This is a genomic window from Nesterenkonia sp. PF2B19 (assembly GCF_001758425.2).
Lineage (GTDB): Bacteria > Actinomycetota > Actinomycetes > Actinomycetales > Micrococcaceae > Nesterenkonia > Nesterenkonia aethiopica.
Genome location: NZ_MDSS02000026.1, coordinates 23305 through 48763, shown reverse-complemented (window position 1 = coordinate 48763; position 25459 = coordinate 23305). Strand labels below are relative to the sequence as shown.

Here is a 25459-nt window from a genome sequence, read left to right as displayed (position 1 = left end):
GTACCCATCGATCCGCCCGGGCACGGTCGCAGTCGGCCTGGTATTGGGCGGGGTCCAGGGTGGCGGTGTAGCGACGCAGCCAGGCCCGCAGCTCACCGACGGTCATCCTCGCTGCCGCACCAGCAGCAGCAGAGTCGAAGGCCTCACAGTGCGCAGCCCGGATCAGGGTGGTGGCGGTGGTGGTGATCGCGCGCAGTCGGGCGGTGTCGATGATCCCGGCTAGATAGGTCTTCCAAGTGACCGGCAGGGTGGTCCGGGCGGTGCGGGCGGCGGTCAGCATCCCGGAGGCGACCTGTTCGCTGACTCCGAGGATGTGGGCGGTGTCTGTGGTGGCGGCCTCCCGCAGGGCGCGGCGGGTGTGATGGTCGACTTCGGCGGCGTGAGCTTCTCGGGCTCTGCGGTCTTGGTAGTCCAGCAGTCCGGTGAGGGCTTGGGCTTCGGTCTGGCGGGTGGTGATGATCAGTGCTCGGGCGTGGGAGAGTTCTGGTTCTTGGGCCAGGTGCGCGGCCCGGGCGGGCCAGAACACGGAGCCAGCCGCACCGTCGTCGCTGTGCTGGCCGTGCTGGCCGTGCTGGCCGTGCTGGTCTGGGTGCTGGTTCACCCCGTCCTGGTCCTCCATGTCTCCCACGCTATCCACCTCCTCTGACGTCTCTGCCGGGGTGCCCGTCTCTGCCGCCCCTGCGGGGGAGCCCGTCCCGGCTGCCCTGTCGCGGGGGTCCTTCCCCGGCTCCTCCTGGTGTTGCTCAGTCTTCCGGCAACCTCTGACACATCCCGGAGAGACAGGATCCGACCTCCGAGCGCACCCTCCGAGCCGATTCTGTCCGCGCGCCAGTACCCTACGACCTACTTGTGACACATCCATCGAGCCCAGGCACCGAACCGTGCCATGCTTCTTCCCATGCGAGCAGTCGTCATCGAGGAGATCCGCGCCCACCCTCAGGTGCGAGAGGTGCCCGCCCCCGACGCGCCGGAGGACGGCGTCGTCGTGAGTGTGGAGGCCACCGGCCTGTGCCGCAGCGACTGGCATGCTTGGGCAGGACATGAGGACATCGCGTGGCCGCATGTGCCGGGTCATGAGCTGGCGGGGATCATCCAGGCGGTCGGCGCCGGGGTCAAGAACTGGCGGCCCGGGGACCGTGTCACGGCGCCGTTCGTGTGCGGCTGCGGTCGGTGCCGCTGGTGCCTTCAGGGGGAGCCGCAGGTCTGCCCCCACCAGCAGCAGCCGGGATTCACGCACTGGGGCTCCTTCGCCGAACGGGTCGTCCTGCACGCCGCGGACGCCAACCTCGTCGCCATCCCGGACGGCGTGAGCTCACAGGCCGCGGCGAGTCTCGGCTGTCGATTCGCCACCGCGTATCGAGGGCTCGTCGGCAGGGCCCGGATCAGCGGGGGAGAGACGCTGGCGGTGATCGGTGCCGGCGGGGTCGGGCTCAGTGCGGTGATGATCGGACGCGCGCTCGGCGCGGAGGTGATCGCGGTGGATCGCAGTCAATCGGCGCTCGACCTGGCCCGTGGCCTGGGTGCTGCGCATACCATCCTCGCCCCGCAGGGCCCGGGGACGCCAGGGCAGGACGAGGGCGTCCCAGCTAGGGTCTCGGAGCTCACCGACGGCGGGGCCGACGTCGCCGTCGACGCCGTGGGCTCCGAGCAGACCTGCGCGGATGCGATCCACAGTCTTCGGCGTCAGGGCCGGCACGTGCAGATCGGACTGCTGCCCGCGGTGTCCGGGCACCCACGGGTGCCCATAGACCGGGTGATCGCCTGGGAGCTGGACGTCCTGGGAAGCCATGGAATGGCTGCTGGCGCCTACCCGGAGATGCTGGCGATGATCGCCGACGGCCGCCTGGACCCGGAGCGGCTCATCGCTCGGACCATCGGCCTCGATCAGGCCGCCGCCGCGCTGCCCCTCATGGACCGTGCGCCACAGGCGGGCATGACCATGATCGACCCTCGGCGCTGAGCGGTCACAGGTGCATGCCCACGTTGACCACCGTGCCGGAGCTGTCGCGGTAGAAGAAGCGGCGCACGCCCCAGGCCTCGACCGTCAGCGGATGGACGATCTCGAGTCCCGCCTCCTGAGCCAGCCTGTAGGCATCCTCCACGTCGTCGACGAACACCGACGCCTGCGGATTCACCGGCGCGGAGGCGTCCTGCGTCATCAGCCGATCTGGGCCCCGGCGCTGTCGGCGAGGAACGCGATCCAGCCCAGGTCCATCACCAGCTCCAGTCCCAGCACCGCCCGGTGCTCCTGCACGGCCGACGGCAGGTCGTCCACCGTGAAGATGGGTGTCACTCTCTGCACTGTCATGGATCCATGCAACGACGACGTCCCGCAGCTGGCAAGGTGCGCCGTCCCGACCCCGGCCGGCGGCGCATTAGGCTGTCACGGTGATCGACCTCGACCTTCTCGGGTGGGCGATGCTCGCCGTCGGCGCGCTCATCGTCGGCCTGTCCAAGACGGCAGTGCCGGGTGCCGCCACCCTGGCGGTGGCGATCTTCGCCGCCACGATGCCGGCCCGTGAGTCCACCGCGGCCCTGCTGGTCCTGCTGTTGGTGGGTGACCTCTTCGCGGTCTGGATGTATCGGCGCGACGTCGACTGGGCCACCCTGCGGCGCCTGGTCCCCGCCGTGCTGGTGGGCCTGCTGGTGGGCGCCGTGTTCCTGGGGCTGGCCTCTGACGCCGTCGTCCGGCGAGTGATCGGTGCCATCCTGCTGGCGCTGCTGGCCTTCACCCTGTGGCGGCGTCGATCGGCCGCCGACGCCGCAGAGCTGGGCAGGACGGCCGCCTACGGCTACGGCTGGCTGGGCGGGTTCACCACCATGGTCGCCAACGCCGGGGGACCGGTGATGAGCATGTACCTGCTCGCCATGCGACTGCCGGTGAAGACCTTCCTCGGCACCACCGCCTACTTCTTCTTCGCGGTCAACCTGTCGAAGCTGCCGTTCCAGGTGGGCCTGGGCCTGCTGAACCTGCAGGTGCTGGCGATCGCGGGGATGCTGGTGCCGCTGGTCGTCATCGGGGCCTTCATCGGACGGTGGATCGCCGTGCGCATCTCCCAGCGGCTCTTCGACCGGCTGGTGCTGGTGCTCACCGCCGTCGGTGCGGTGAACCTGCTCCTCTGACCACCCCTTGTGCCCCGGCGGCAGGCATGGTCTGGTGGAAGACCACCTTGAATGACCACACAGCGTGCTGAGACAGCACAGCACCGCCGGATCGAAGGTGGACCCCGTGCACATCGCCGTCGTGGGAGCCACCGGGAACGTAGGCTCGGCCGTGCTCCGAGAGCTGCATCTCCGTCAGGAGGTCACCTCCGTGGTCGGCATCGCCCGCCGCCTTCCTGACACCGACGTCGAGCCTTATGCCTCTCCCGAATGGGCCACGATCGACGTCCAGTTCCGCGAGTCGGTGGCCGCCCTGACCGATGCCTTCGCCGGCATCGACGCCGTCGTCCATCTGGCATGGCTCGTCCAGCCGAACACGGAGCGGGAGCTGCTGCGCCGGGTCAACGTCGACGGCACCCGTCACGTGCTGGAGGCGGCCGCCGCGGCGGGGGTCCGGCGTGTCGCCGTGGCCTCGTCGGTGGGTGCCTACTCGCCGGTGGAGGACGACGATCCCCGGGCCGAGGACTGGCCGACCGACGGCATCCCCGGCTCGCACTACAGCGAGGACAAATGCGCTCAGGAACGCGTCATGGACGAATTCGAGAGGGCACATCCTGACGTATCGCTCGCCCGCCTGCGTCCGGGCCTGGTCTTCCAGGGCTGCGCAGGCTCGGAGATCCAGCGGTACTTCGCCGGACGATGGGCGCCGGTGCAGGTGCTCGGGGCGGTCCGTCCGCCGTTGGTCCCCCTTCCGGCCGGTCTGCGGGTCCACGCCGTGCATGCCGCCGACGTGGCGTCAGCCTTCGCCGAGGCGGTGACCCGTGGTGCCGAGGGGCCCTTCAACATCGCTGCCGACGACCTGCTGGACGCGCACCAGCTGGCGAAGGTGTTCTCCGGAGGACGGGGCAGGGCTGTGACGGTCCCGGTCAAGCCTGTGCGCTCGGCCCTGCGCGCCGCCCATCGTGCGGGGATGGTGCCCGCTGACGAAGGCTGGTTGGACCTGAGCCTGCGCGCCCCGGTGCTGGACACGACGCGCGCCCGGCAGGAACTGGGCTGGCGTCCGCTGCGCAGCGCGGCCGAGGCTGTGGAGAGCGTCCTAGAGGGCATGATCTCCGGCGACGGCGTGGCCTCGCCTCCCCTGAGGCCCCGCTCCGGCCCGGAGCCGGAGAGTCCCGATCTGCCGAACGCCGGTCACCGGCTCACCGGGTCGGTCGACGCCGGGCTGCTGCGCCAGTACCTGGCTGATCACCTCACGGGCGCCACGGCAGGGGTCAAGCGGATCGAGGCGATGGCGGAGGCGTATCAGGACACGCCCGTCTTCCCACAGATCTCCGAGGTGGCGGGTGCGATCCGTCGTGAGCACGCCTTTCTGCAGGGCCTCATGCTGCGCCAGGGCTTCCCGCGTCCGGGCCCCTCGGCCTCACTGGCCTGGATGGGGGCGAAGGCCGCCCGGCTCAAGCCCTATGGGCGGGCCCCGCTGCGCCGCTCGCCCACGGCGCTGCTGCTCGAGTGCGAACTGATGTCCAGCGCGGTGACCGGCAAGCTCCACGGGTGGCTGGTCTGCCGGGAGCATGCCGAGGAGCTGGGCGTGGAGGCGGCCGTGTTCACCGAGCTGATCGAGGATGCCCACGCGCAGCTGGAGACGCTGCGTGAGGCGCATCGACACACCCGGCAGACCGCCTTCCGCGACGGCATGCCGGAGGACCCTGCGCGTCTGTGACCCGCTGACCAGGGGCCGCGATAGGGTTGTGACCATGCGCACACAGCAGATCGCACAGACCGACATTACCGCCCCCAGCGTCACACTCGGCCTGATGAGGATCGCGGAGAAGACCGATGAGGAGATCCGCGAGCTCGTCACCGCGGCGCGTGAGGCCGGCGTCGACTTCTTCGACCACGCGGACATCTACAGCACAGGGCTGACCACCCACGGGTGCGAGCGCCGGTTCGCGGAGGCGATGCGGCTGAGCCAGGCTGAACGGGAAGAGATCACCCTCCAGACCAAGGCCGGGATCGTCAAGGACGGCCCGTACTACGACTTCTCCTATGAGCACATCGTCAGCTCGGCAGAGGAGTCGCTGCGTTCCCTGCAGACCGACTACATCGACATCCTCCTGCTGCACCGCCCGGACATCCTCGTGGAGCCGGAGGAGGTGGCCCGCGCCTTCGACCACCTGGCCTCCACCGGGAAGGTGCGGCACTTCGGGGTCTCCAACCACACACCCGCGCAGATCGAGCTGCTGCGCACCGCCGTGAACCAGCCCCTGGTGGTCAATCAGGTGCAGCTGTCCATCTCGCACGCTGCCATCCTGGCCGAAGGGATCATGGCCAACACCGTCGGCCAGACCTCGGCCGTCTCACCCAACGGGGAAGGGATCGTGGAGTACTGCCGGATCAACGGCATCACGCTGCAGGCATGGTCCCCGTATCAGTCGCCGCACGGCGTGTTCATCGGCTCCACGCAGTACCCGGAGCTCAATGCCGTGCTGGACCGGCTGGCGCACAAGTACGCGGTGACCCCGACGGCGATCGCCACCGCCTGGATCACCCGTCACCCCGCACGCATGCAGGTGGTGCTGGGCACCACCCGGGCGGACCGAGTCGCTGAGGCCGCGTCGGGCTCCGAGATCCCGCTGACCCGCCCGGAGTGGTACGAGCTGCTGCGCGCCGCAGGCCACCGGGTCCCCTGAGTCGGGACCGATCAGCCCTCGAACGAGTCCGGGTGCCCTCCGCGGCGCCCGGACTGGCCCTTGTCCAGACCGGTGATCGCCGCCATCTCCTGCTCCGAGAGGGCGAACCCGAAGAGGTCGGCATTGTCCCGCATCCGCTCGGGGCTGTCGGTCTTGGGGATCACCACGTCGCCGCGCTGCACGTGCCAGCGCAGGATGGCCCGTGCCGGGGACACTCCGTGGCGGCGGCGACGTCGGCGATCACCGGGTCCGCGAACTCGTCCCCGCGGCCCAGCGGGCTCCAGGCCTGCACCGCCGTGCCCAGCTCGGCGCAGTGGGCGCGGACGGCGTCGTTGGTGAAGTAGGGGTGGACCTCGATCTGGTTCACCGCGGGCACCACGCCGGTGTCCTCGACGAGCCGGTCCAGGTGGTGCGGCTGGAAGTTGGAGACTCCGATCTCACGGGTCAGCCCCGCCTCGGCCAGTTCGATCATCGCCTCCCAGGTGGAGACGAAGTCGCCGCCGTAGAGGGTGGGCAGCGGCCAGTGGATGAGGAACAGGTCCACCTGCTCCAGGCCGAGCTCCTGCAGCGAGCCCTCCAGGCTGGGACGGACATCCTCGGGACGGTGGCGATCGTTGCGCAGCTTCGTGGTGACGAACACCTCCTCGCGCGGCAGACCGGAGGCCCGCAGCCCTGCGCCGACGCCGGCCTCGTTGGCGTACATCTGCGCGGTGTCCACGTGGCGGTAGCCGCGCGCAGCGCCTCGGTGACTGCGGCTGCCGTGTCACGGGTCTTGTACGTGCCGAAGCCGAGCCGAGGGATGGTGGAGCCGGAGGGAAGACTGATGCTGGTCATGCCTCGATCCTAGGACCTACGGCAGGCGGCCCGCAGGGACGTATCATGAGGACACCATGGCAGAGCCGTACTCACCTGACGCCGTCGCCCGCGCGATGGACGAGGTGCCACGCGTCGATTTCCTCCCGTGGCCGCAGCGGCGGTTCGCCGCCGCCGACGAGCCGCTGTCCATCGGGCACGGCCAGACCAACTCCCAGCCCAGCACCGTGGCCCGCATGCTGCGGCTCCTCGACGTGCGCGCGGGTCAGCGCGTGCTCGACGTCGGCTCCGGTTCCGGCTGGACGGCGGCCCTGCTGGGTCACCTGGTGGGCCCCGGCGGTCGGGTCTTCGGGGTGGAGCTGATCCCCGAGCTCGCCGCCCGGGCGCGCCAGGCGGTGGAGCTGCAGGCGATGCCCTGGGTGCAGGTGCGTCCCGCCGAGAAGGACGTCCTCGGCCTGCCCGACGTCGCACCCTTCGACCGGATCCTGGTCTCAGCGGATGCGGCGCAGACCCCGTACGAGCTGATCGACCAGCTGTCACCGGACGGGGTCATGGTGGCCCCCGTGGTGGGGGAGATGCACCGGATCCGCCGCACCGAGGACGGCGTCCACACCACTCGACACGGGCAGTATCGGTTCGTGCCGCTGCACTGAGCGCCGAGCCGAGCGGGGCGGGACGTCGTCGGGGATCCCCACCCGGAAGTACGCCACCGGGTGCTCAAGACCCAGCCGCCCCACCGTGGCTGGGCAGTCGATGACCTCCGAGGCCGGGGAGACCGCAAGCCCCTGCCGGTGCAGGCCCGCAGCACCAGGCGCTGCAGCCGCCGCCCCGCCTCCACCAGGCCGGCCGGCGAGCGATCCGGGCAGGACATCACCACCGGCACGCCCGTGCCTGCGTCGGCCAGCGGAGGGGAGATCCGCCCCAGCAGCGCGGGGAGGGCCGGCCGGAGACCTGTGAGCAGCCGCTGCACGGGTCGGGACTGCACCGCCCGGGGCAGCTGCAGACACTCGGCGGAGAGCCCGTCCTCATGCCAGCGGGGATCCTGAGGGTCCAGGCGCAGCCAGTCCAGCAACTCGGCGGCCAACTCCGGAGTGGCCGCCAAGTGGCGACCGGCGCGGCGCTCCAGCGGGTCGGCGTCGAGGGCGTCCAGGATGTGGAAGCCCTCCGGGAGGTCCAGCGGCCCGGGAGGCAGCAGGCGCCCCCGGTGGACCCGCCGGTCCAGGACGTCCTGGACGGTGGCGGCTGCCGCACCGACGGCGGGCCGGGTGGCGTCCTCCGGGCTCCAGCTCAGGCGGATCCTGATGTCGGGGCCGACCCCGGTGACCTCCTCGAGGCTGACGTGCTGGCCTTCGGAGGCGGCCGCGACGGCGAAGGATTCGATCCACGCGCCGAGGCTCAGATGCAGGTCGCGATGGGTCGGGTCTCCCACCGGCAGGGTGCACGAGGGGTCCACGGTCAGGCGCAGCGCCGACGCTGCGGCCTCCGGCTGGGGCGCCCATGGTTGGGTGTTGTGTGCGCTGGGCGCCCGCTCCGCCACCTGGCACCACCACTGAGGCCCCTGCAACGTCGCGCCGTCGCCCGGGCCGACCCGGCGGTGGAAGAAGCTCAGCCGGTGCAGCGGATGCCCGCCTGCGTGGGCGAAGACCCGGGACGAGCCGGGATTGTCCTCGCCGATGCTGGTCACCCGCAGATGCTCCCAGCCTCCGTCATGCAGCTCCGCGAACAGTTCCCGCGACACCAGGGACAGCAGGCCTTCTCCCTGGCGGTCCGGTCGGGTGCCCTGGACGATCAGCACCGCATCCCGGTTCTCGCCCAGCAGCCTCGGCAGCTCCCGGAGCCCGAGCTCGCCGCGGGACCGGCGCAGCATCGGGGCCGGGTCGGGAACCACCAGGGCGAAGCTCACGATCCGCCCGGACTCATCGGTCAGCAGCACCACCAGCCGGGGGTCCATCAGCAGCTCCAGGCCAGCAGTCTGGCGGGCCATCTGGCGACGGGAGATCGGGGTGAAGTACGGCAGCTGGGCGAAGGAGTCGTTCAGTGCCTCCCGCAGCCGCTCCACCTGGCCGCCGCGGCCGCGCAGCCGCAGACGCGAGGCGGGCTCGCGGCGCACCCCGGAGGCCTCCAGCTCGGTGGGGTCGGGACGACGACGGCGCGCGGGCGGGATGTCCCGCACCGCCACCTCCCAGGTCGACGCCGGATGCCAGGGGGAGAACCCCGCGGCGCGGAGCCCGTCGGCCAGCTCGGGCGGGGTCCAGGGGGAGTCGAAGAACGCGTCTGCGGCGAACCCGGAGGTCAGGGCGCCACCCTGCTGATTGGGCAGCAGCTCCATCGGGCCCAGCAGACCGGTCGCGCCGGCGCGGAGCGCGCGGTTCTCGACGGCGCCCAGCAGCGTCTGCAGCACGGCAGGTGAGGGCGCCTCCACGGCGCCGAAGAGCTGGGAGGGGCCGGGGCCGAGCGGGGCGCTCAGCACGGAGTCGAGCTCGGCGGAGCAGTGGGTGACGCAGCGGCCCACCGGGACGCCGTCGTCGTCGCGGACCAGCAGCAGGGAGAGCTCGTCGACATGGGGGTGGTCGCCGCGGAACCAGGCCCGGACGTCATCGGCGAGCAGCGGCACTGCCTGGGCCGTGCGGGAACCCAGAGCGAGGAACTCTTCGCAGGCCGTGCGGGTGCGGACCTCCTCAACGGTCAGCCGTGACGCCGGCATCAGCGTCTCCGGCGCAGCGGATTGAGCGCCCGGGCGAGAGCTCTCACCCGCCCGGCACCGGTGATGGTGGCGCGGAGGTCCTCGGGCAGGTCGCCGGGCCGACGGGCACCTGGCGAGCGATCCTGCCAGTTCTCCACCATGCGCAGCTCGTTGCCCTCGGCCCGCCAGGTGCCGTTGACGTAGCCGACCTCCTCAGCCTCCAGGATCCGAATGAACCCGCCGACCACCGGCGCCTTCGACGGGTCGGCCGATCCGGTGCCCGTCTCCGGGGAGGTGCCCACCAGCCAGTGCATGATCGCATGGTGCTCCGGGGCCTTGGCGAAGGCCATCAGCGACTCTCGCGATTCGAAGCACACCACTAGGCCGATGCGCAGCGGGAACTCGTAGTAGCTGCGATGCCACAGGTAGCCCGGCGCGTTCTTCAGCGCCTTCGCCAGAGGGCCCCAGGTCACCAGCTGTTCCAGGAACGCTCGGGGAGAGCGGTACTCGTTGCAGCCGAGGAACAGCGCCCCGGTGCGGGCCTGCGGGGCGCGGCAGGCGGAGAAGTCACGGGTGCGCATCCTCATCCCTCGCTGCGCCGGAGGTACACGTTCTTGATCTTCCGTCGGGAGACGTCGTCGGTGAAGGGGCCCGAACGCCAGGGGTGGACATGCACGAGCAGTTCCGCGGCGCTGGGGTCCTCCTCGAGAGACTCGGCGACATCCCGCGAGACGGAGGCCAGATGCTCCAGCACGCCGGTGGCGATGGTCTCCGCCAGGCGCTCGCGGGCGCCGTCGGCGAGGGCGGCGTCGGGAAAGAACTCCGGGTCCCGCAGCTGGACGTGCAATGCAGGCCGGTGCTCCAGGTCCCCGGTCTGCTGCAGCTCGATCTGGAAGGACTCGATGAGCCGGGCGACCTCAGGGTCCCGATACAGGCCGTTCTGCACGTCCACCGGGTAGATGTTCGCCCCCATGTAGGAGATCGTCGAGTCGCTGCGGCCGAACAGCAGCAGGAAGGGCAGCTTCATCCGTTGGTGCCGGTACGCGCGTTTGAGGCGTGGGACCAGGTCGGGGAAGTCGGCGGTGAGCTGCACCATCTTAGGGAAGGTGAGCAGGCGGGCCTCGTCGCCGATGTTGTAGCGGAGCCGCGGGCTCATCACCGCTGCCGAGTTGATGGTGACCACCAGCTCGTCGTCCTCGGTGGTCTCCAGGAAGGTCTCCAACGGGTTGTACTGGAAGACCATCGGAATGCGGGTCTCCTCCTCCCCGAGGACCCGCTCGCGGAAGTCCGGGTTGCTGATCAGCTCGCGGCGCAGCGTCACCGAGAGATCAGTCTCCCCACCCATGCCGATGGTCAGGTCCGAGGCGCCGTAGCCGGCGTAGACCCGGTGGAAGCGACGTTCCAGGTGATCCCGGAGACCCTCCGTCATGGCCTCGCCGCCGACGAACCCGTTGAGCCGGAAGTCGGCGAACTCCTCCCCGGCGGCGTCGAGCCGGTCCGCCAGATGCTTCAGGAACGGCGGGTAGGCGGTGATCAGGTAGGTGAAGCCGGGACCGAAGTGGCGCAGCGTGTCGAGGATCTTCTCCAGATCCGGACCCGTGTTCTTCACCATGGCGATCTTCGCCATCGCCTGACCGGTGTTGGTGCCGGTGGCCCAGGCCCCCATGGAGAACGCGTTGATGCAGAACAGGTTCTCCTCGCCGAAGAGCATGGTCACATAGCCGGCCACGTTCTTGTGCACGGTGTCGAGCTCCTGCTTGGAGCGCATCCAGTTGAACGGGGTGCCCGAGGAACCGGAGGACTCGTCCACCACGGTCCCGGCGACGTCGATGCGTCCCCGCCAGCAGCGGGGCGCCTCCTCGTAGCAGCGGACGTACTCGTCCTTGGACGTCGGGGTGTAGGAGGTCAGGTCCCACCAGCTGAACCGGTAGCCGGTGCGGGCCAGATAGTCCTGGTATGCGGGCACGTCGAGGGAGGCGTGCTGGCAGATCATCCAGGCGTTGAGCTGGGCGAAGCGTTCCAGGGCGGGGTGGTAGTTCCGGGCGGTGAACCGCCACAGCAGCGGGTCGGCGCGGTAGAGGCGGTAGGCCGCCGTCAGGCCCAGGTTCGCCGAGCGCAGCATCACCTGGCGGGCGATGTTGACCGGGCCGCGACGGATGGGCAGGCGCCGCAGATGGGCCTGCGCCTCATCAGGCACCACGGGGCGCAGACGGAGGGCCTTGAGCGAGGACAGCAGGGTGGAGGGCGCCATGAGGGTCAGTCTATGATGCGTGCCACGTCAGGGTCAGCCGCGGTGCGTACCGAGATCAGATCGTGGCCGAGCCGATGGATGGCTTCCAGCACTTCCGGAGGATCGACCACCTGCATCGGCAGCCTCAGCTCCGCCAGGTGCACGGCCACCCATTCGGCTTCGTGGGCTCCCACGGTCATCAGGCAGCGGTCCGGCCCGGCGGGGACGACGTCGGCGGCATGCGGCGAGATCCGGGCGCGCACCTGGTCCGCGGGCGCCTCCACGATCACTCGCGCCACCAGGGCGTAGGGGGAACGGAGCACTGCCTCCTTCACGGTGGCTACGGGGTCCGGGGACGGGATCGCCGTGTAGCGCAGCGTGGTCACATGCAGGTCGCTGATCCGGTCGACCCGGAAGGTGCGCCAGTCTCGGCGCAGGTGACACCAGGCGAACAGGTACCAGCGTCCGGCGAAGGAGACCACGCGGTAGGGGTCCACCCGTCGGGCGGCGGGACGCCCGTCCCGGCGGTGCGTGAAGGTGACGGTGCGGCGTTCCGCCGAGGCCTCGGCCAGCCGCGCCACATGCTCCACCGGGGTCCCGGCGTCGCGGTTCCCGATCACAGCGGTTCCCCGCCGCACCTTCTCCGCGGTCGCGGACACCTGCGGGGGCATCGTGCGGCTGACTTTGGCCAGGGCGGACAGTGCGGCATCCTCCAGGCCGGAGAGGCCGAGGTCCGTCAGGTGGGCCAGGCCGAGCACGACGGCGGAGGCCTCCTCCGGCTCCAGGACCAGCAACGGCCGGTCGGATCCCGCCACGAGCCGGTAGCCGCCGCCCTGTCCGGCCGTCGACTCGATCCCGTACCCCAGGTCCCTCAGCCGCTGGACGTCCCGCCGCACCGTGCGAGTGGTCACACCCAGTCGCTCCGCGATCTCCTCGGCGCTGGCCGAGGATCGTGCCTGCATGAAGGCGAGGATCTGCAGGGCGCGGCGGGTGGGGTCGGTGGTGTCGCGGGGCATGGTTCTACCGTACCGCCGGACGCGGACCGAATCTGTCCGCAATGGTGTGGACACTGAATCACAACAACCCCGAGAGGAGACCGTCATGCCCTTCCTGACCCCCGAGGTGACCGATGAGCGGGACGCCTGCGCCACCTACGCCGTCCAGCAGCTGGAGCAGCTGCGCATCGCCGCGCTGGATCTTGACGACGCCCAACTCCGTGCGGCCCCCACCGCCGGCACTCTGAGCATGGGCGGGCTGATCGCCCATGTGGCACAGGCCGTTGTCCGCTGGCTGCATCATGTCTACGTCCACGGAGTCGCCGTGCAGGACAGGGGGCTTGCCGAGGAGGCCTTCGTCCTGGGCTTCGACGGATTCTGGACCGGAGAAGAGGTCCCGGAGGAGACCGGCACGCAGCTGCGTGACCGCCTGGCGACGGCGCGGGATCTGGTCCGTCCCGTGCTGGCGGACGCGGACTTCGATGCGCGGGTGCCGATCCCGGATGCTCCTTGGTTCCCGAAGGAGCTCGAGTCCTGGAACGTCCGATGGGTGGCCCATCATCTGGTGGCCGAAGTCGCGCGGCATGCGGGACATGCGGACATCATCCGTGAGCACCTGGACGGACAGATCGCCTATGCGCTCAACGCCCGGGACGTCGGGGAGAGCTTCGACTGGGCCGAGTACGCGGGGTGATCTTCCGCTGCGGCCTGTGATCACGCGCAGAGGTCGGAGAGGTGCTCGCGGAAGGCTGCGGCCACAGGTGCGGAGAACAGGACGAATCGGACCTCCACGAGTCCCGCCCAGTGGGTCGGCTCCTCGGTCAGGGCACGGCGGGCGGCGCGGGCGACGTCGTCGGCCGCCCACCCGTAGACGCCTGCGCCGATGGCTGGGAAAGCGACGCTGTCGGCGCCCAGGCGCACGGCCTCCAGCAGAGACTCCCGGAAGCACGAGACCAGCACGGACGGGTCGGTCTCGTCGGCGTGACGGTTCGGACCCACGGTGTGGATGACCCAGTCCGCCGGGAGTCGGGCTCCCGGTGTGGACGCCGCGCGGCCGGGCGGCAGGCCTTCGGGCCAGCGCGTGGCGCGCAGCGCGCGGCAATGCTCCAACAACCCCGGGCCGGCCGCGCGATGGATGGCGCCGTCCACGCCGCCGCCGCCCATCAGGGAGGAGTTCGCCGCGTTGACGATCGCGCTCACGTCCTGCTCGGTGATGTCGCCTTCAACCACGGTGATGCGCATAGGGCCAGGGTAGTCAGTTCTCTCGGGGACGACGTTGCACCGTCGGCGAACACCACGTCGTCCGGTGGTGGGGCAGTTCATGCCTGTGCCGTCCCCACGGCCGGGCGTGGCGCTCGGCCGTGGGGACGGCACAGTGCAGCTGATCGAAGGGCTCAGAGTCCCAGGCCGGCCAGCAGGTCGAGAATCGTGTCGGTCAGTCCGCCGGCGATGGCCAGGACAGTGTCGAGCAGGCCAGAGATCATGGTGGAGCACCTTTCGTCGGGTGTCGATATTGTGTCGGTCACCGCGGTTGCGGTGACAGAGCCATCCTGGCAAAAGTGCTTAAGTAGTTCGCTACAATCATGTTTCATTCGTGTTAATCATCATCCTGCCTCCGGAAGGAACTGGATCATCACGGAGTCGACCCCAGGTCAGCACATCCACGCGGGCTCCGGCAATCAGGAATTTCTCCCTCTCCACGCCCTCCTGGACGAAACCGGCCGCGCGGGCGACCCCACCGGAGCTCGGATTGTTGCGCCGGTGGCCCAGCTCCAGGCGGTGCAGACCGCCGCCGCTCTGGTCTGTGGGCGCCAGGGCCCAGTCGGCCGCGGTACGGGCCGCCGTCGTCATCAGGCCACGCCCCCGGTGCTCCCGGTGCATCCAGTAGAAGAACCAACCCACCCGATTCGCCCGGTCGATGCTCAGGCCCACCAGCCCGACGGAGGAGCCGCCGACATCGACGGCGAAGGCCAACCGTCCTGCTCCGGTGTCTGTGACGGCACGGATGTAGGCCTCTGCCGTGGACAGGTCGGACACCTCGCCCTGGCGGGGCATGGCCGGGTCGGAGTGGAAGGCGGCGAGCACGTGTGGGGCGTCGTCGGTGACCAGCGGTCGGAGCTCAGGCATCGGCGGTCATCCTTCCGTCGTCGATGTTCCTGCCGGCCACCAGGATCCTGCGGTCGAGGTCGAGCTGCTCGAGAAAGTGCTCATCATGGCTGACCACGAGCAGGGCCCCTTGGTAGGACCGCAGGGCCTGCACCAGGTGCCGCACGCTGGCGAAGTCCAGGTTGTTGGTCGGCTCGTCGAGGATCAGCAGCTGGGGTGCGGGCTCGGCCAGCAGCAGACTGGCCAGTGTCGCCCGCCATCGTTCGCCGCCGGAGAGGCTGCCTGCCGACTGATGGACGGCGTCGCCCCGCAGGAGGAAGTGCGCCAACTGATGCCGGATCCGAGTGAGGTCGGCCTCCGGTGCGTGGCGATGCACGTTCTCCAGCACGCTCAGCCCGGGGTCCAGCACCTGGAGGTCCTGCGGAAGCAGGCGGTGCGGCACCAGCAGCTCGCCCTCGCCGTCGACGGGGTCCTCCTGTTCGGAGAGGCACCGCAGCAGGGACGTCTTGCCCACGCCGTTGGGCCCGGTCAGCGCCACGCGCTCAGGCCCGCGCAGCATCAGATCCAGCACAGCGGAGCCGTAGGCCGGACGCAGCGACCGTGCTCTCAGGACGTCCCGACTGGCGGGAACGGCGGTGTCCGGCAGGTCGATGCGGATCTCTGCGTCGTCCCGGACCCGGCGCTCTGCCGACTGGAGGGTCTCCCTGGCTTCACCGAGCCGGCCCTCGTGCAGGGCCTTGAGCCGACCCGCCGACTCTTCGGCGCGACGCCGGTAGGCGTGGGCGACGATGGGCGGCAGGCTGTCCGCCTTCTTCCGTCCCTGGCGGTCCCGACGGGCCTGCTTGGTGTGCTGGGCGGTCAGGTCGCGCTGCTGTCGCCGAACGTCGGACTGCGCGGTCGCCACGGCCTGGGCGGCCGCCTCCTGTTCGGCTGCCACTGCCGCCTCGAACAACGACAGGCCTCCTCCGTACCAGTGGACGCCGCCGTCGCGAACCTCTGCGATGCTGTCCACGCGCTCGAGCAGGTCACGGTCATGGCTGACCACCACCAGGGTGCCGGGGAAGTCCAGAATGAGGTCATGGACGCGGCTCCGAGTCGCGGAGTCGAGGCTGTTCGTCGGCTCATCGAGCAGCAGCACGTCGGGGCGCCGCAGCAGCTGCGCAGTGAGGCTCAGCAGCATCAGCTCCCCGCCGGAGAGCGATCCGACGGGCCGGTCCAGGTCGATGGCGTCGAGACCGATCCGAGACAGGGCCGCGGTGAGTCGCTGATCGATGTCCCAGTCCTCGCCGACGAGGTCGAAGTCTCGGACCTCCACCGAACCGGCCTCGATCCGGCGCAGCGCCGACTGGGTCGTCTCCACACCGAGCAGGGCCGCGACCCGACGTCGAGGGTCGATGGCCGGGTCCTGGGGGAGGCTCGCGAGCTCACCGGAGAACCGGACGTGGCCCCCGGTGGGGGCGAGCTCCCCCGTGATGATCTTCAGCAGCGTCGATTTTCCGGCGCCGTTGTCGCCGACGATCCCGTGGCGCCCAGGGCCGAGGCTGAATGTGACACCGTCGAGGACCGTGTGGCCGTCAGGCAGGCGAAAAGTGAGATCGGTGCAGGTCAGAGCACCAGTGATGTGCAACATGAGGAGTCTCCGGGGTGCGCAGGGGCGGGGGATGCGTGGAGACGCTGCACAGCGAGGCGGCTGTCGGGCCGAAGGCGTCGTGCCGCAGATGGGGCCGAACGCAGGCGAAGCACCGAACCGTCAGAGAGCACAGTGACCCTGCCGCGCGACGGCGGACGGGCTGTGCAGGTCTCAGACGTCAGTTCTTCACCGGTCACCTCGTGGTCGACGACAGGGCCGAGTTCAGAATAGCCCCGGATCAGGACGAAGGCCAGGCCCGGTACTCGGACTCCATCAGCCCCATGGAGACCTCGTCGTAGAATCGTCCGCGGTGGAGGACGGACTCCCGACGTCGACCCTCCACGCCGAAGCCGAGCCTCTCGTAGAGGCTCATAGCACGGGCATTGAAGGAGAAGACCGTGAGCTCCACCTTCCGGGCCCCCATCTCGTCGAAGGCCAGCCGCAGCATCAGCCGCACCGCCTCCTCTCCGAGGCCCTGGCCCTGGGCGGGCGGACCGAGCACGACGCCCAGGGTCGCAATGCGCGCCGGCACGGTGAGTCCGTGCAGGGAGATGTGCCCGGCCACCGTGCCGTCGTCGACCCGGGTGACCGTGTAGCCGACGGCCCCGGGGGAGTCGTTCCGTGCCCAGGCGGAGATCAGCTCCCGCACGTGGGTCTGAGGCTGCTGGACGATCCGTGTCTGCTGGAACAGCGCGACGTCCGGCTCGTTCCACCACTCGGCCAGCACCGGCAGGTCGTCTTCGATCGTGGCGCGCAGCGCCACCTTGTCTCCGGTGAGCAGGTTCGCAGCCCAGCTCCTCAGCTCGTCAAATTCACCCATGGCTCCTGACCCTACCGGCGGGTTCGCGTAGGCTGGAGCGTATGAGCGCAGAGCAGCGGGGATCCCACCATCAGGGCGCCGGTCAGGCGCCGCGCGAGTGTGCCGCCTATGGCGAGAACGGTGCGCAGGACCTGGGCTACGACCCAGACCACTGCGGCCGTGTGGTCACCGCGCATGACGTCGTCCGCGCGGATGCCGCGGCCATCTTCGAGCTCATTGCGGACCCCTCCCAGCAGTCCGCATGGGACGGCAATGAGAACCTCGCGCACGCGGAGCCCGGGCAGCGGGTCAGGGCGGTCGGTGACGTCTTTCGGATGACACTGACCAACGGCAAGACTCGGGAGAACCACGTGGTGGAATTCCTCGAGGGAGAACTGATCGCCTGGCGGCCCGCCACCATGGGTGAGCCGCCGGCGGGACACCTGTGGCGGTGGTCGCTGGCGGAGCTGTCCTCCGGCGGAGTGGAGGTCACCCACACCTATGACTGGTCGCAGCTGACCGACGAGGCCCGTGTGGAGCGGGCGCGCACCACGACCGCAGAGATGCTTGCGGCCTCGGTCAGCCGCCTGAAGGCACTCGCCGAGTCCGCGTGACGGGCCCCATCACCACTGTCGTCGCCGCCGCGGTCCTCCGCCAGGCGGCCCAGGGGCCGCCCGAGCTTCTCATGGCCCGCCGCACCAGACCTGAGGCGATGCGTCGGCTCTGGGAGTTCCCCGGAGGGAAGCTGGAGCCGGGAGAGAACGCCCGCGACGGCGTGCACCGGGAGCTGGCCGAGGAGCTGGGCATCCAGGTGGCCCTCGGTGAGGAGATCTGCGCATTGGGAGAGAATGGCGTGCCCGGACTCGGCTGGCGGCTCTCCGGCACCGCGGTGATGCGCCTGTTCCAGGGGGAGCTCATCGAGGGTGTCCCGTGGCCCCTGCAGGATCATGATCGTCTGGACTGGGTACCGGTGAACCCTCAGCTGCTCGATCACCCGTGGATTCCGGCGGACCGGCCCATCGTGGAGGAGCTGCTGCGGCGTTACGCCTGACGCTGCCGGGATCCGCGCTCTGACACGCCCGGCAGTCCTGTCACGCAGCCCCCAGACATGGGAGACGCGCGCAGAAGCAGTGAGGAGGGCTTCTGCGCGCGTCGCGCTTCCCATCGCGCACAGCCATTAGAACACGTATTCTACACGCCCCGCAAGCCTTCGGTGCGCTTCATCGAAGATGTGTTCGACTCGGGGAGTCTGTGAGAAAACTGTCAGAACACGGGTTCGAGACGGCGTCGTGACTCGACTCGGCAGCCTGGCGGGCCAGCGCATAAACTGACCGGGATCGTCCCCATTTCGCTCACAGTTGGAGAAGCATGTCCAGGACTGACACCAGCCCCGAGGTCCAGGAGCAGGAGGCCGCGTCCGCCGCTGACCGCGCGGCACCGCATCCGCTCGACGAGAACGCCGTCGAGACCTGCGTCCAGAATGCCCTCGCCGCCTTCGACGAGGCTGCAGACCTCGACCAGCTCAAGGAGGCGCGACTGGCCCACACGGGTGAGAAGTCCCCGATCGTGCTGGCCAACCGGCAGATCAAGGACCTCGCCAAAGACGAGAAGAAGGACGCCGGCAAGCTTCTCGGCGGCGCCCGCGGCCGCATCCAGAAGGCGCTCGCCGTCCGGACCGAGGTGCTGGAGGCCGAGCATGCCGAGCGGATCCTCGTGGAGGAAGCCGTCGACGTCACCGCCGCGCCCCGACGTCACCCCCTCGGAGCCCGCCACCCGCTGACCGTTCTGCAGGAGCGGGTCTGTGACGTCTTCGTCGGCATGGGCTGGGAGATCGCTGAAGGGCCTGAGGTGGAGTCCGAGTGGTTCAACTTCGATGCGCTGAACTTCGACCCGGACCACCCGGCCCGAGAGATGCAGGACACCTTCTTCGTGGAGCCCAAGGACTCCCATCTGGTGCTGCGCACCCACACCTCTCCGGTGCAGGTCCGCTCCCTCCTCGAACGGGAGCTGCCGGTCTACGTGCTGTGCCCCGGCAAGACGTTCCGCACGGACGAGCTGGACGCCACCCACACTCCGGTGTTCCACCAGTTCGAGGGCCTCGCCGTGGACAAGGGTCTCACCATGGCCGACCTGCGCGGCACCCTGGAGCACTTCGCCCGCCAGATGTTCGGACCGGAGGCGGCCATCCGCCTGCGCCCGTCCTACTTCCCGTTCACCGAGCCGAGCGCGGAGATGGACATCTGGCACCCCGGGGCCACAGGTGGCCCGCAGTGGATCGAATGGGGAGGCTGCGGCATGGTCAACCCCAACGTCCTGCGGGCGGCCGGTGTGGACCCGGAGGTCTACACCGGGTTCGCCTTCGGCATGGGTGTGGAACGCACGCTCATGTTCCGCAACGACGTCTCCGACATGCGCGACATGATCGAAGGCGATGTCCGTTTCAGCCAGCACTTCGGAATGGAGGTCTGAGGGCATGCGCATCCCCCTGTCCTGGCTTCGTGAACTCACCCAGCTCCCGGCGGACGCCACGCCGGAGGACCTCATGGCCGACCTGGTCCGCGTCGGACTCGAGGAGGAGGACGTCCACCGTCCTTCCGACGAGATCTCCGGGCCCATCGTCGTCGGGGAGGTCCTGGAGAAGACCCCCGAGCCGCAGAGCAACGGCAAGACCATCAACTGGTGTCGGGTCCGCGTGGTCCCGGAGGACCAGGAGCAGGCCCTCACCGGGGACGGCATCTCGCCCGACGGCGTCCAGGGCGTGGTCTGCGGCGCCCACAACTTCGAGGTCGGGGACAAGGTCGTGGTGACCCTGCCCGGCGCCGTGCTGCCCGGCGACTTCCGGATCAGCGCGCGGAAGACCTACGGACACGTCTCGGCCGGTATGATCGCCTCGGTCCGTGAGCTCGGCATCGGCGAGGACCACGACGGCATCCTCGTGCTCTCCACCCTCGGACTGGACCCGGAGATCGGCTCCGATGCTCTGGAGCTGCTCGGGCTGGACGATTCCGCCGCGGAGATCAACGTGACCCCGGACCGCGGCTACGCGTTCTCCATGCGCGGTGTGGCCCGCGAATACGCCCACGCCACGGGGACCTCCTTCACGGATCCGGCCTCCACTGTCGAGGTCCGCACCGACGGCACCCCGGGGCACGAGGTGCTGCTGGAGGACGAGGCGCCCATCTACGGCGTCGCCGGCTGTGACCGTTTCGTCGCGCGCAAGGTCGAGGATGTCGACGTCGATGCGCCCACCCCGCCGTGGATGGCAGCCCGGCTCCGACTGGCCGGGATGCGGCCGATCTCCCTGCCGGTGGACATCTCCAACTACGTGATGTGGGAGCTCGGCCAGCCGCTGCACTTCTACGATGCCGAGACGCTGCGCGGCCCGATCCGGGTCCGCCGCGCTCAGGCCGGCGAGACGCTGACCACCCTGGACGAGAAAGCCCGTCAGCTCCATGCCGAGGACCTGGTGATCGCCGACGACCGCGGCGCGATCGGCATCGCCGGGGTCATGGGCGGCGCGGAGACCGAAGTGGGGGAGGGCACCACCAGCATCCTCATCGAGGCGGCACACTTCGACCCGGTCAGCGTCAGCCGCAGCAAGCGCCGCCACAAGCTGCCCTCCGAGGCGTCGAAGCGCAACGAACGCGGCGTGGACCCGCTGCTGCCGGCGGTCGCCGCTCAGCGGGCGGTGGACCTGCTGGTCCAGCTGGCAGGCGGGACGGACACCGGTGAGGTCACCGCAGTCGGAGCTCCCCGGCTGCCCGAGCCCATCGCGCTGGATCCGGCGCTGCCCGCCCGGGTCGTCGGCGTGGACTACACCCGAGACCAGGTCGTGGCCACGCTGGAGGAGATCGGCGCCCAGGTGGAGGACGCCGGGGAGACGCTGCGGGTCACCCCGCCCAGCTGGCGTCCCGACCTCACGATCCCGGAGGCGCTGGTCGAGGAGATCGCACGCCTGATCGGCTACGACCAGATCCCCTCCCGGCTTCCGGTCGCCCCGGCCGGCCGGGGCCTGACCCGCGAGCAGCAGCGGCGCCGCCAGGTGCTCAGCGGCATGGCGGCGGCAGGCTTCACCGAGACGCTGAGCTATCCGTTCTACTCGGAGGAGGCCAACACCCTCTTCGGTCGCGCCGACGAGGGCGAGCTGGACATGCTGCGCCTGGCCAACCCGATCGCCGCCCAGCACGGCACCCTGCGCACCACGGTGCTCCCGGGGCTGCTGGACACGCTGCGTCGCAACGTCTCCCGCGGATTCGCCGACCTCGCGCTCTATGAGGCGGGGCTGGTGTATCTGCCGGGCGAGACCGTGGGCAGTCCGAGCATCCCGCCGCTGGGCGCCCGCCCGGGTGACGACGCGCTGGCCGGGCTGGAGGCGGGGATCCCCCGCCAGCCGTGGCATCTGGCCGTCGCGGTGGCCGGCTCGGAGCCGGCACCCACCCCCGGGCAGCCGGGGCGTGTCCGAGACTGGGCCGACGCTGTGGACGCCGCCCGCACCGCCGCAGAGCTTCTCGGCGTGGACCTCACGGTGCGGCAGGGGCATCACCAGGCTTTCCACCCCGGGCGCACCGCGGAGCTGGTGGTTGACGGCGCCGTCGTCGGTCACGCGGGCGAGCTGCACCCGAAGGTGGCCGAGGGCTGGGACCTTCCGGCGCGCACTGCCGTGATGGAGCTGGACCTCAGTGCCCTGCTGGCGGCCGCACCGGAGAAGGTGGTGGCGGAGCAGATCTCCACGTTCCCGCCGTCCACGCAGGACGTCTCGCTCATCGTGGAGGAGTCCCTGCCCGCCGGCGAGCTGCAGTCCACGCTGGCATCGGGCGCCGGCGAGCTGCTCGAGGAGATCCGGCTCTTCGACGTCTACTCCGGAGAGGGGATCGAGCCCGGTAGGAAGTCACTGGCCTATGCCCTGCGATTCCGGGCCGAGGACCGCACCCTGACCGCCGAAGAGGCCTCCGAGGCCCGGGAGGCGGCCGTGGCGCTGGCGACCACACGCCACGGCGCCGTCCAGCGCTGAGACCCAGCCCAGACGACTCGCCCTCGCCCTGGTGATCCAGGGAGAGGGGCCGACGTCGTCTGCGGGGTATGTGTGGGAAGGCGGGGTCAGGGGACCAGCAGCAGTTTGCCCGTGGTCCTGCGGTTCTCGAGGTCGTCATGGGCGCGGCCGGCCTCGGCCAGGGGGTAGCTTCCGCCGATGCTCAGGGTCAGGTCCCCGGAGGTCAGCGCCTTGAAGAGCTCGGAGAACCGCCAGGCGCGCTCCTCGGCATTGCGGAGGTACCACTGCAGTGACGGGCGGGTCACGAACAGCCCTCCGCGGCGGTTGAGCTCCTGGAGGTCGAAGGGCGGGACCTGGCCGGAGGCCCCGCCGAAGAGCACCAGGGTGCCGCGCACGCCCAGGCTCTCCAGGGAGCCGGTGAAGGTGTCGCGGCCGACGCCGTCGTAGACCACCGAGACGCCTTCGCCCTTGGTGATCTCGCGGACCTCGTCGGCGAAGGTGTCGTAGCTCAGCACGTAGTCCGCGCCGGCGGCCTGGGCGATCTCCGCCTTCTCGGCAGTGGAGGTGGTGGTGATCACCCGGGCGCCCTTGGCCTTGAGCAGCTGGGTGAGGATCTGGCCGACGCCGCCGGCGCCGGCGTGGGTCAGCACGGTCTCGCCCGGTGCCACCCGGTAGGTGGAGTTGATCAGGTAGTGGGCGGTCGCGCCCTGCAGGGGGAGGGCGGCGGCCTGCTCGTCGGTGACCTCGTCGGGGACCGGGACGGCCTTGGCGGCGTCGATCAGGAAATGGGTGGCGTAGGTGCCGGTGGCCGCCTCGCTGGTGGTGACCCGTCGGCCGATCTCCAGGCCCTCGACGGCCTCTCCGGCGGCGATGATGGTGCCGGTGCCCTCGCCGCCGGGGACGAAGGGGTGCTCCACGGGATAGACCCCGCTGCGCTGGTAGGTCTCGATGAAGTTGACTCCCGCGGCCGCGGTCTCCACCAGGACCTGGCCGGGGCCGGGCTCGGGCAGGGAGACCTCCACCGTGCTGAACACTTCAGTTCCGCCGGCCTGCTCGGTGCGCGTCACGCGTGCGGCACTGGGCAGGTCCTCGGGGAAGACGCTCTGTTCGTTCATGCGGGTCAGACTATCGAAGTCGGCTGGACATGAAGAACGAGATCCCGCCCGCGCCCCCTATGCATAAATATTGATATGTCTGCATACATGTGCGTAGACTGGCAGGCATGACGTACTCGATCGCTGTCTCCGGCGCCTCCGGCTATGCCGGAGGCGAAGTGCTCCGCCTGCTCGCCGGGCATCCCGAGGTTGAGATCGGCGCGGTCACCGCGCACTCCTCGGCCGGGGAGGCCCTCGGCTCCCTCCAGCCCCATCTGCGACCGCTGGCGGAGAAGACCATCCTGGAGACCACGGCCGAGAACCTCGCCGGCCACGACGTCGTCTTCCTCGCCCTGCCGCACGGGGCCAGCGGCGAGATCGCGGCCCAGCTGCCCGAGGACGTCCTCGTCATCGACGCCGCAGCCGACCATCGACTGGAGTCCGCTGAGGCCTGGGAGGCGTTCTACGGCTCCGCGCACCAGGGGACCTGGCCGTACGGACTGCCGGAGCTGCCCGGGCAGCGCGAGAAGCTCACCGGGGCCCGACGCATCGCCGTACCCGGCTGCTATCCCACCACGATCCTGCTCGGCCTGGCGCCGGCCTTCGCCGCAGGCCTGGTCGAGCCCACCGACGTCGTCATCGTGGCCGCCACCGGGACCTCCGGAGCTGGGAAGTCGCTGAAGCCCCATCTGCTGGGATCCGAGGTGATGGGCGGGATGAGCCCCTACGGCGTGGGCGGGGTGCACCGTCACACCCCGGAGATCGAGCAGGGACTCAGCACCGTGGCCGGCACCGGGGTGCAGATCTCGTTCACCCCGACGCTGGCGCCTATGGCCCGCGGCATCCTGGCCACCTCCACCGCCCGGCTCGCCGAGGGCGCCACGGCCTCCGCCCTGCGGGAGGCCTATGCCGCCCGGTACGACGACGAGCCCTTCGTCCATCTGCTGCCGGAGGGACAGTGGCCCGCCACCAAGCACGTGATCGGGTCCAACCACGTCACCGTCCAGCTCGCCGTCGACGAACGCGCAGGACGGCTGATCGTGGTCTCGGCCAGCGACAACCTCACCAAGGGCACCGCCGGCGGTGCCGTCCAGTCCATGAACCTCGCCCTGGGCCTCGACGAGACCCTCGGGCTGAACCTGTTGGGAGTCTCCCCATGAGCGTCACCGCAGCCGCCGGCTTCACCGCCGCAGGCGTCACCGCCGGTCTGAAGAGCGCCGGACGCGACCTTGCCCTGGTGGTCAACATCGGTCCGCAGCGCCACGCCGCGGCTGTGTTCACGAGCAACCGGGTCGCCGCCGCGCCCGTGCTGTGGTCCCGACAGGCCGTCAGTGACGGCCGAGCTGACGCCGTCGTGCTCAACTCCGGAGGCGCCAACGCCTGCACCGGGCCGGAGGGCTTCGCCGATACCCACCACACCGCTGAACGCGTGGCTCAGGCCTTGGACATCTCCGCCCAGGACGTGCTCGTCTGCTCCACCGGGCTGATCGGGGAGCGGCTGGACATGGGCGCCCTGCTGCCCGCCGTGGATGCGGCCGCCGCGGCCCTGACCGATGACGACGGCGCGGCCGCCGCCGCTGCCGAGGCGATCCGCACCACCGACACCGTCTCCAAGACGGCCCAGTCCGGCGGGACCGGCTTCGTCGTCGGCGGCATGGCCAAAGGGGCCGGCATGCTCGCCCCCGGCATGGCCACCATGCTCGCGGTGCTCACCACCGACGCGTGATCACCCAGCCGGATCTGGACGCCGCACTGCGCGAGGCAGTGCGGGTCAGCTTCAACCGGGCCGACTCGGACGGCTGCATGTCCACCAACGACACCGTGGTCGCCCTGGCCTCCGGCGCACACCCTGAGGCTGACGCCTCCGGCGTGGACCTCAGAGAGTTCCAAGCGGCGCTCACCGAGGTCTGCCGTGACCTCGCCGCGCAGCTCATCGCCGATGCCGAGGGCGCGCATCACGAGATCGCCATCACCACGATCCATGCCGCCAACGAGGACGAGGCTGAGACCGCCGGACGCGCGGTGGCCCGGTCCAACCTCTTCAAGACCGCGATCTTCGGCCGGGACCCCAACTGGGGGCGCATCCTCTCCGCCGTGGGCACCACCGATGTGGCCTTCGACCCGGCCACAATCGACGTCGCCGTCAACGGCGTGTGGATCTGCCGCGGCGGCGGGATCGGGGAGGACCGCTCCCTGGTGGACCTCAGCGGACGCCAGGTGGAGATCACCATCGACCTGAAGTCCGGGGACGCCGAGGCCACCATCCTCACCAACGACCTCACGCACGACTACGTCCACGAGAACAGCGCCTACTCCAGCTGAGCCGA

24 protein-coding genes and 1 pseudogene are annotated in these 25459 nt (G+C 70.3%); 12 read left to right on the top strand and 13 right to left on the bottom strand.

What is annotated here, in order from left to right; translation table 11 throughout:
* The coding region (locus tag BCY76_RS09440; RefSeq protein WP_170922645.1) for a hypothetical protein at nucleotides 1–619 on the bottom strand (619 nt) is incomplete at its 3' end.
* A gap of 279 nt (nucleotides 620–898) precedes the next feature.
* Between BCY76_RS09440 and BCY76_RS09435 the strand changes: the two genes are divergently transcribed.
* Nucleotides 899–1960: a zinc-dependent alcohol dehydrogenase family protein gene (locus BCY76_RS09435; RefSeq protein WP_085437578.1), complete on the top strand. Its 1062-nt coding sequence runs from the start codon at nucleotides 899–901 to the stop codon at nucleotides 1958–1960.
* A gap of 4 nt (nucleotides 1961–1964) precedes the next feature.
* Here BCY76_RS09435 and BCY76_RS19275 read toward each other — a convergent pair whose 3' ends face one another.
* Nucleotides 1965–2159, bottom strand: coding sequence for a VOC family protein (locus tag BCY76_RS19275; RefSeq protein WP_237090076.1), 195 nt, complete (start codon nucleotides 2157–2159; stop codon nucleotides 1965–1967).
* Complete coding sequence (locus BCY76_RS19270; RefSeq protein ID WP_237090075.1) at nucleotides 2159–2308, bottom strand: hypothetical protein; 150 nt, start codon at nucleotides 2306–2308, stop codon at nucleotides 2159–2161. The genes BCY76_RS19275 and BCY76_RS19270 overlap by 1 nt, the downstream gene beginning before the upstream one ends.
* A gap of 80 nt (nucleotides 2309–2388) precedes the next feature.
* On the opposite strand from BCY76_RS19270, the gene BCY76_RS09425 reads away from it, so the two are divergent.
* The 3 genes from BCY76_RS09425 (at nucleotide 2389) to BCY76_RS09415 (ending at nucleotide 5792) form a co-directional block, all read left to right on the top strand.
* A complete protein-coding gene (locus BCY76_RS09425; protein WP_237090074.1) occupies nucleotides 2389–3123 on the top strand; it encodes a sulfite exporter TauE/SafE family protein in 735 nt (244 codons plus the stop codon).
* Nucleotides 3124–3187: 64 nt separating this feature from the next.
* Nucleotides 3188–4822 carry an NAD-dependent epimerase/dehydratase family protein gene (locus tag BCY76_RS09420; RefSeq protein ID WP_237090073.1) on the top strand — a complete coding sequence of 545 codons (1635 nt, stop codon included), beginning with the start codon at nucleotides 3188–3190 and terminating at the stop codon, nucleotides 4820–4822.
* Between the two features lie 34 nt (nucleotides 4823–4856).
* Complete coding sequence (locus BCY76_RS09415) at nucleotides 4857–5792, top strand: aldo/keto reductase (RefSeq protein ID WP_085437577.1); 936 nt, start codon at nucleotides 4857–4859, stop codon at nucleotides 5790–5792.
* Between the two features lie 11 nt (nucleotides 5793–5803).
* Here BCY76_RS09415 and BCY76_RS20410 read toward each other — a convergent pair whose 3' ends face one another.
* Together BCY76_RS20410 and BCY76_RS09410 are read right to left on the bottom strand one after the other, a co-directional pair.
* A complete protein-coding gene (locus tag BCY76_RS20410) occupies nucleotides 5804–5974 on the bottom strand; it encodes a hypothetical protein (protein WP_336582044.1) in 171 nt (56 codons plus the stop codon).
* On the bottom strand, nucleotides 5953–6510 hold the full coding sequence (locus BCY76_RS09410; protein WP_336582043.1) for an aldo/keto reductase: 558 nt from the start codon (nucleotides 6508–6510) through the stop codon (nucleotides 5953–5955). The genes BCY76_RS20410 and BCY76_RS09410 overlap by 22 nt, the downstream gene beginning before the upstream one ends.
* 172 nt (nucleotides 6511–6682) lie before the next feature.
* Here BCY76_RS09410 and BCY76_RS09405 point away from each other — a divergent pair, with 172 nt between their 5' ends.
* A complete protein-coding gene (locus BCY76_RS09405; protein ID WP_070158715.1) occupies nucleotides 6683–7258 on the top strand; it encodes a protein-L-isoaspartate O-methyltransferase family protein in 576 nt (191 codons plus the stop codon).
* 2050 nt (nucleotides 7259–9308) lie between these two features.
* Here the strand turns inward: BCY76_RS09405 and BCY76_RS09400 are convergent.
* The 3 genes from BCY76_RS09400 to BCY76_RS09390 are packed head-to-tail and all read right to left on the bottom strand — an operon-like array spanning nucleotide 9309 to nucleotide 12534.
* A complete protein-coding gene (locus BCY76_RS09400; RefSeq protein WP_070159133.1) occupies nucleotides 9309–9869 on the bottom strand; it encodes a hypothetical protein in 561 nt (186 codons plus the stop codon).
* 2 nt (nucleotides 9870–9871) lie between these two features.
* Nucleotides 9872–11539 carry a phenylacetate--CoA ligase family protein gene (locus BCY76_RS09395; protein WP_237090072.1) on the bottom strand — a complete coding sequence of 556 codons (1668 nt, stop codon included), beginning with the start codon at nucleotides 11537–11539 and terminating at the stop codon, nucleotides 9872–9874.
* 5 nt (nucleotides 11540–11544) lie between these two features.
* Nucleotides 11545–12534, bottom strand: coding sequence for a helix-turn-helix transcriptional regulator (locus BCY76_RS09390; protein WP_070159134.1), 990 nt, complete (start codon nucleotides 12532–12534; stop codon nucleotides 11545–11547).
* Between the two features lie 85 nt (nucleotides 12535–12619).
* Here BCY76_RS09390 and BCY76_RS09385 point away from each other — a divergent pair, with 85 nt between their 5' ends.
* A complete protein-coding gene (locus BCY76_RS09385; RefSeq protein ID WP_070159135.1) occupies nucleotides 12620–13207 on the top strand; it encodes a mycothiol transferase in 588 nt (195 codons plus the stop codon).
* 20 nt (nucleotides 13208–13227) lie between these two features.
* Here the strand turns inward: BCY76_RS09385 and BCY76_RS09380 are convergent, their stop codons facing one another.
* From BCY76_RS09380 to BCY76_RS09365, 4 genes are all read right to left on the bottom strand, one after another.
* A complete protein-coding gene (locus tag BCY76_RS09380) occupies nucleotides 13228–13755 on the bottom strand; it encodes an O-acetyl-ADP-ribose deacetylase (protein ID WP_070159136.1) in 528 nt (175 codons plus the stop codon).
* Between the two features lie 339 nt (nucleotides 13756–14094).
* Nucleotides 14095–14640: a GNAT family N-acetyltransferase gene (locus BCY76_RS09375; protein ID WP_070159137.1), complete on the bottom strand. Its 546-nt coding sequence runs from the start codon at nucleotides 14638–14640 to the stop codon at nucleotides 14095–14097.
* Complete coding sequence (locus tag BCY76_RS09370) at nucleotides 14633–16249, bottom strand: ABC-F family ATP-binding cassette domain-containing protein (protein WP_070159138.1); 1617 nt, start codon at nucleotides 16247–16249, stop codon at nucleotides 14633–14635. The genes BCY76_RS09375 and BCY76_RS09370 overlap by 8 nt, the downstream gene beginning before the upstream one ends.
* A gap of 238 nt (nucleotides 16250–16487) precedes the next feature.
* The gene (locus tag BCY76_RS09365; protein WP_070159139.1) at nucleotides 16488–17069 is read right to left on the bottom strand and encodes a GNAT family N-acetyltransferase; all 582 of its coding nucleotides are present in this window, start codon (nucleotides 17067–17069) and stop codon (nucleotides 16488–16490) included.
* A gap of 41 nt (nucleotides 17070–17110) precedes the next feature.
* On the opposite strand from BCY76_RS09365, the gene BCY76_RS09360 reads away from it, so the two are divergent.
* The 4 genes from BCY76_RS09360 (at nucleotide 17111) to pheT (ending at nucleotide 22059) form a co-directional block, all read left to right on the top strand.
* Nucleotides 17111–17662 (top strand): SRPBCC family protein, encoded by a 552-nt coding sequence (locus BCY76_RS09360; RefSeq protein WP_139827711.1) that lies wholly within the window; start codon nucleotides 17111–17113, stop codon nucleotides 17660–17662.
* On the top strand, nucleotides 17659–18099 hold the full coding sequence (locus BCY76_RS09355; RefSeq protein WP_070159140.1) for an NUDIX domain-containing protein: 441 nt from the start codon (nucleotides 17659–17661) through the stop codon (nucleotides 18097–18099). Before BCY76_RS09360 ends, BCY76_RS09355 begins: the two co-directional genes overlap by 4 nt.
* A 317-nt stretch (nucleotides 18100–18416) precedes the next feature.
* Nucleotides 18417–19517 carry a phenylalanine--tRNA ligase subunit alpha gene (pheS, locus tag BCY76_RS09350; RefSeq protein ID WP_070159141.1) on the top strand — a complete coding sequence of 367 codons (1101 nt, stop codon included), beginning with the start codon at nucleotides 18417–18419 and terminating at the stop codon, nucleotides 19515–19517.
* A 4-nt stretch (nucleotides 19518–19521) separates the two neighbouring features.
* A complete protein-coding gene (gene pheT / locus BCY76_RS09345; RefSeq protein ID WP_070159142.1) occupies nucleotides 19522–22059 on the top strand; it encodes a phenylalanine--tRNA ligase subunit beta in 2538 nt (845 codons plus the stop codon).
* A gap of 86 nt (nucleotides 22060–22145) precedes the next feature.
* Here pheT and BCY76_RS09340 read toward each other — a convergent pair whose 3' ends face one another.
* Nucleotides 22146–23153, bottom strand: a complete 1008-nt coding sequence (locus BCY76_RS09340) for a quinone oxidoreductase family protein (RefSeq protein ID WP_070159143.1) — start codon at nucleotides 23151–23153, stop codon at nucleotides 22146–22148.
* Between the two features lie 107 nt (nucleotides 23154–23260).
* Between BCY76_RS09340 and argC the strand changes: the two genes are divergently transcribed.
* Nucleotides 23261–24292, top strand: coding sequence for an N-acetyl-gamma-glutamyl-phosphate reductase (argC, locus tag BCY76_RS09335; RefSeq protein WP_070159144.1), 1032 nt, complete (start codon nucleotides 23261–23263; stop codon nucleotides 24290–24292).
* A pseudogene (argJ, locus tag BCY76_RS09330) lies at nucleotides 24289–25454 on the top strand (bifunctional glutamate N-acetyltransferase/amino-acid acetyltransferase ArgJ). Before argC ends, argJ begins: the two are co-directional and overlap by 4 nt.
* Nucleotides 25455–25459: the final 5 nt, after the last annotated feature.

Excerpts from the sequence above, each read along its gene's own strand:
- BCY76_RS09435 (WP_085437578.1), top strand. The coding sequence starts at position 899 with ATGCGAGCAGTCGTCATCGAGGAGATCCGCGCCCACCCTCAGGTGCGA.
- BCY76_RS19275 (WP_237090076.1), bottom strand. The coding sequence starts at position 2,159 with ATGACGCAGGACGCCTCCGCGCCGGTGAATCCGCAGGCGTCGGTGTTC.
- BCY76_RS19270 (WP_237090075.1), bottom strand. The coding sequence starts at position 2,308 with ATGACAGTGCAGAGAGTGACACCCATCTTCACGGTGGACGACCTGCCG.
- BCY76_RS09415 (WP_085437577.1), top strand. The coding sequence starts at position 4,857 with ATGCGCACACAGCAGATCGCACAGACCGACATTACCGCCCCCAGCGTC.
- BCY76_RS09405 (WP_070158715.1), top strand. The coding sequence starts at position 6,683 with ATGGCAGAGCCGTACTCACCTGACGCCGTCGCCCGCGCGATGGACGAG.
- BCY76_RS09400 (WP_070159133.1), bottom strand. The coding sequence starts at position 9,869 with ATGCGCACCCGTGACTTCTCCGCCTGCCGCGCCCCGCAGGCCCGCACC.
- BCY76_RS09395 (WP_237090072.1), bottom strand. The coding sequence starts at position 11,539 with ATGGCGCCCTCCACCCTGCTGTCCTCGCTCAAGGCCCTCCGTCTGCGC.
- BCY76_RS09390 (WP_070159134.1), bottom strand. The coding sequence starts at position 12,534 with ATGCCCCGCGACACCACCGACCCCACCCGCCGCGCCCTGCAGATCCTC.
- BCY76_RS09385 (WP_070159135.1), top strand. The coding sequence starts at position 12,620 with ATGCCCTTCCTGACCCCCGAGGTGACCGATGAGCGGGACGCCTGCGCC.
- BCY76_RS09380 (WP_070159136.1), bottom strand. The coding sequence starts at position 13,755 with ATGCGCATCACCGTGGTTGAAGGCGACATCACCGAGCAGGACGTGAGC.
- BCY76_RS09375 (WP_070159137.1), bottom strand. The coding sequence starts at position 14,640 with ATGCCTGAGCTCCGACCGCTGGTCACCGACGACGCCCCACACGTGCTC.
- BCY76_RS09370 (WP_070159138.1), bottom strand. The coding sequence starts at position 16,249 with ATGTTGCACATCACTGGTGCTCTGACCTGCACCGATCTCACTTTTCGC.
- BCY76_RS09365 (WP_070159139.1), bottom strand. The coding sequence starts at position 17,069 with ATGGGTGAATTTGACGAGCTGAGGAGCTGGGCTGCGAACCTGCTCACC.
- BCY76_RS09360 (WP_139827711.1), top strand. The coding sequence starts at position 17,111 with ATGAGCGCAGAGCAGCGGGGATCCCACCATCAGGGCGCCGGTCAGGCG.
- pheS (WP_070159141.1), top strand. The coding sequence starts at position 18,417 with ATGTCCAGGACTGACACCAGCCCCGAGGTCCAGGAGCAGGAGGCCGCG.
- pheT (WP_070159142.1), top strand. The coding sequence starts at position 19,522 with ATGCGCATCCCCCTGTCCTGGCTTCGTGAACTCACCCAGCTCCCGGCG.
- BCY76_RS09340 (WP_070159143.1), bottom strand. The coding sequence starts at position 23,153 with ATGAACGAACAGAGCGTCTTCCCCGAGGACCTGCCCAGTGCCGCACGC.
- argC (WP_070159144.1), top strand. The coding sequence starts at position 23,261 with ATGACGTACTCGATCGCTGTCTCCGGCGCCTCCGGCTATGCCGGAGGC.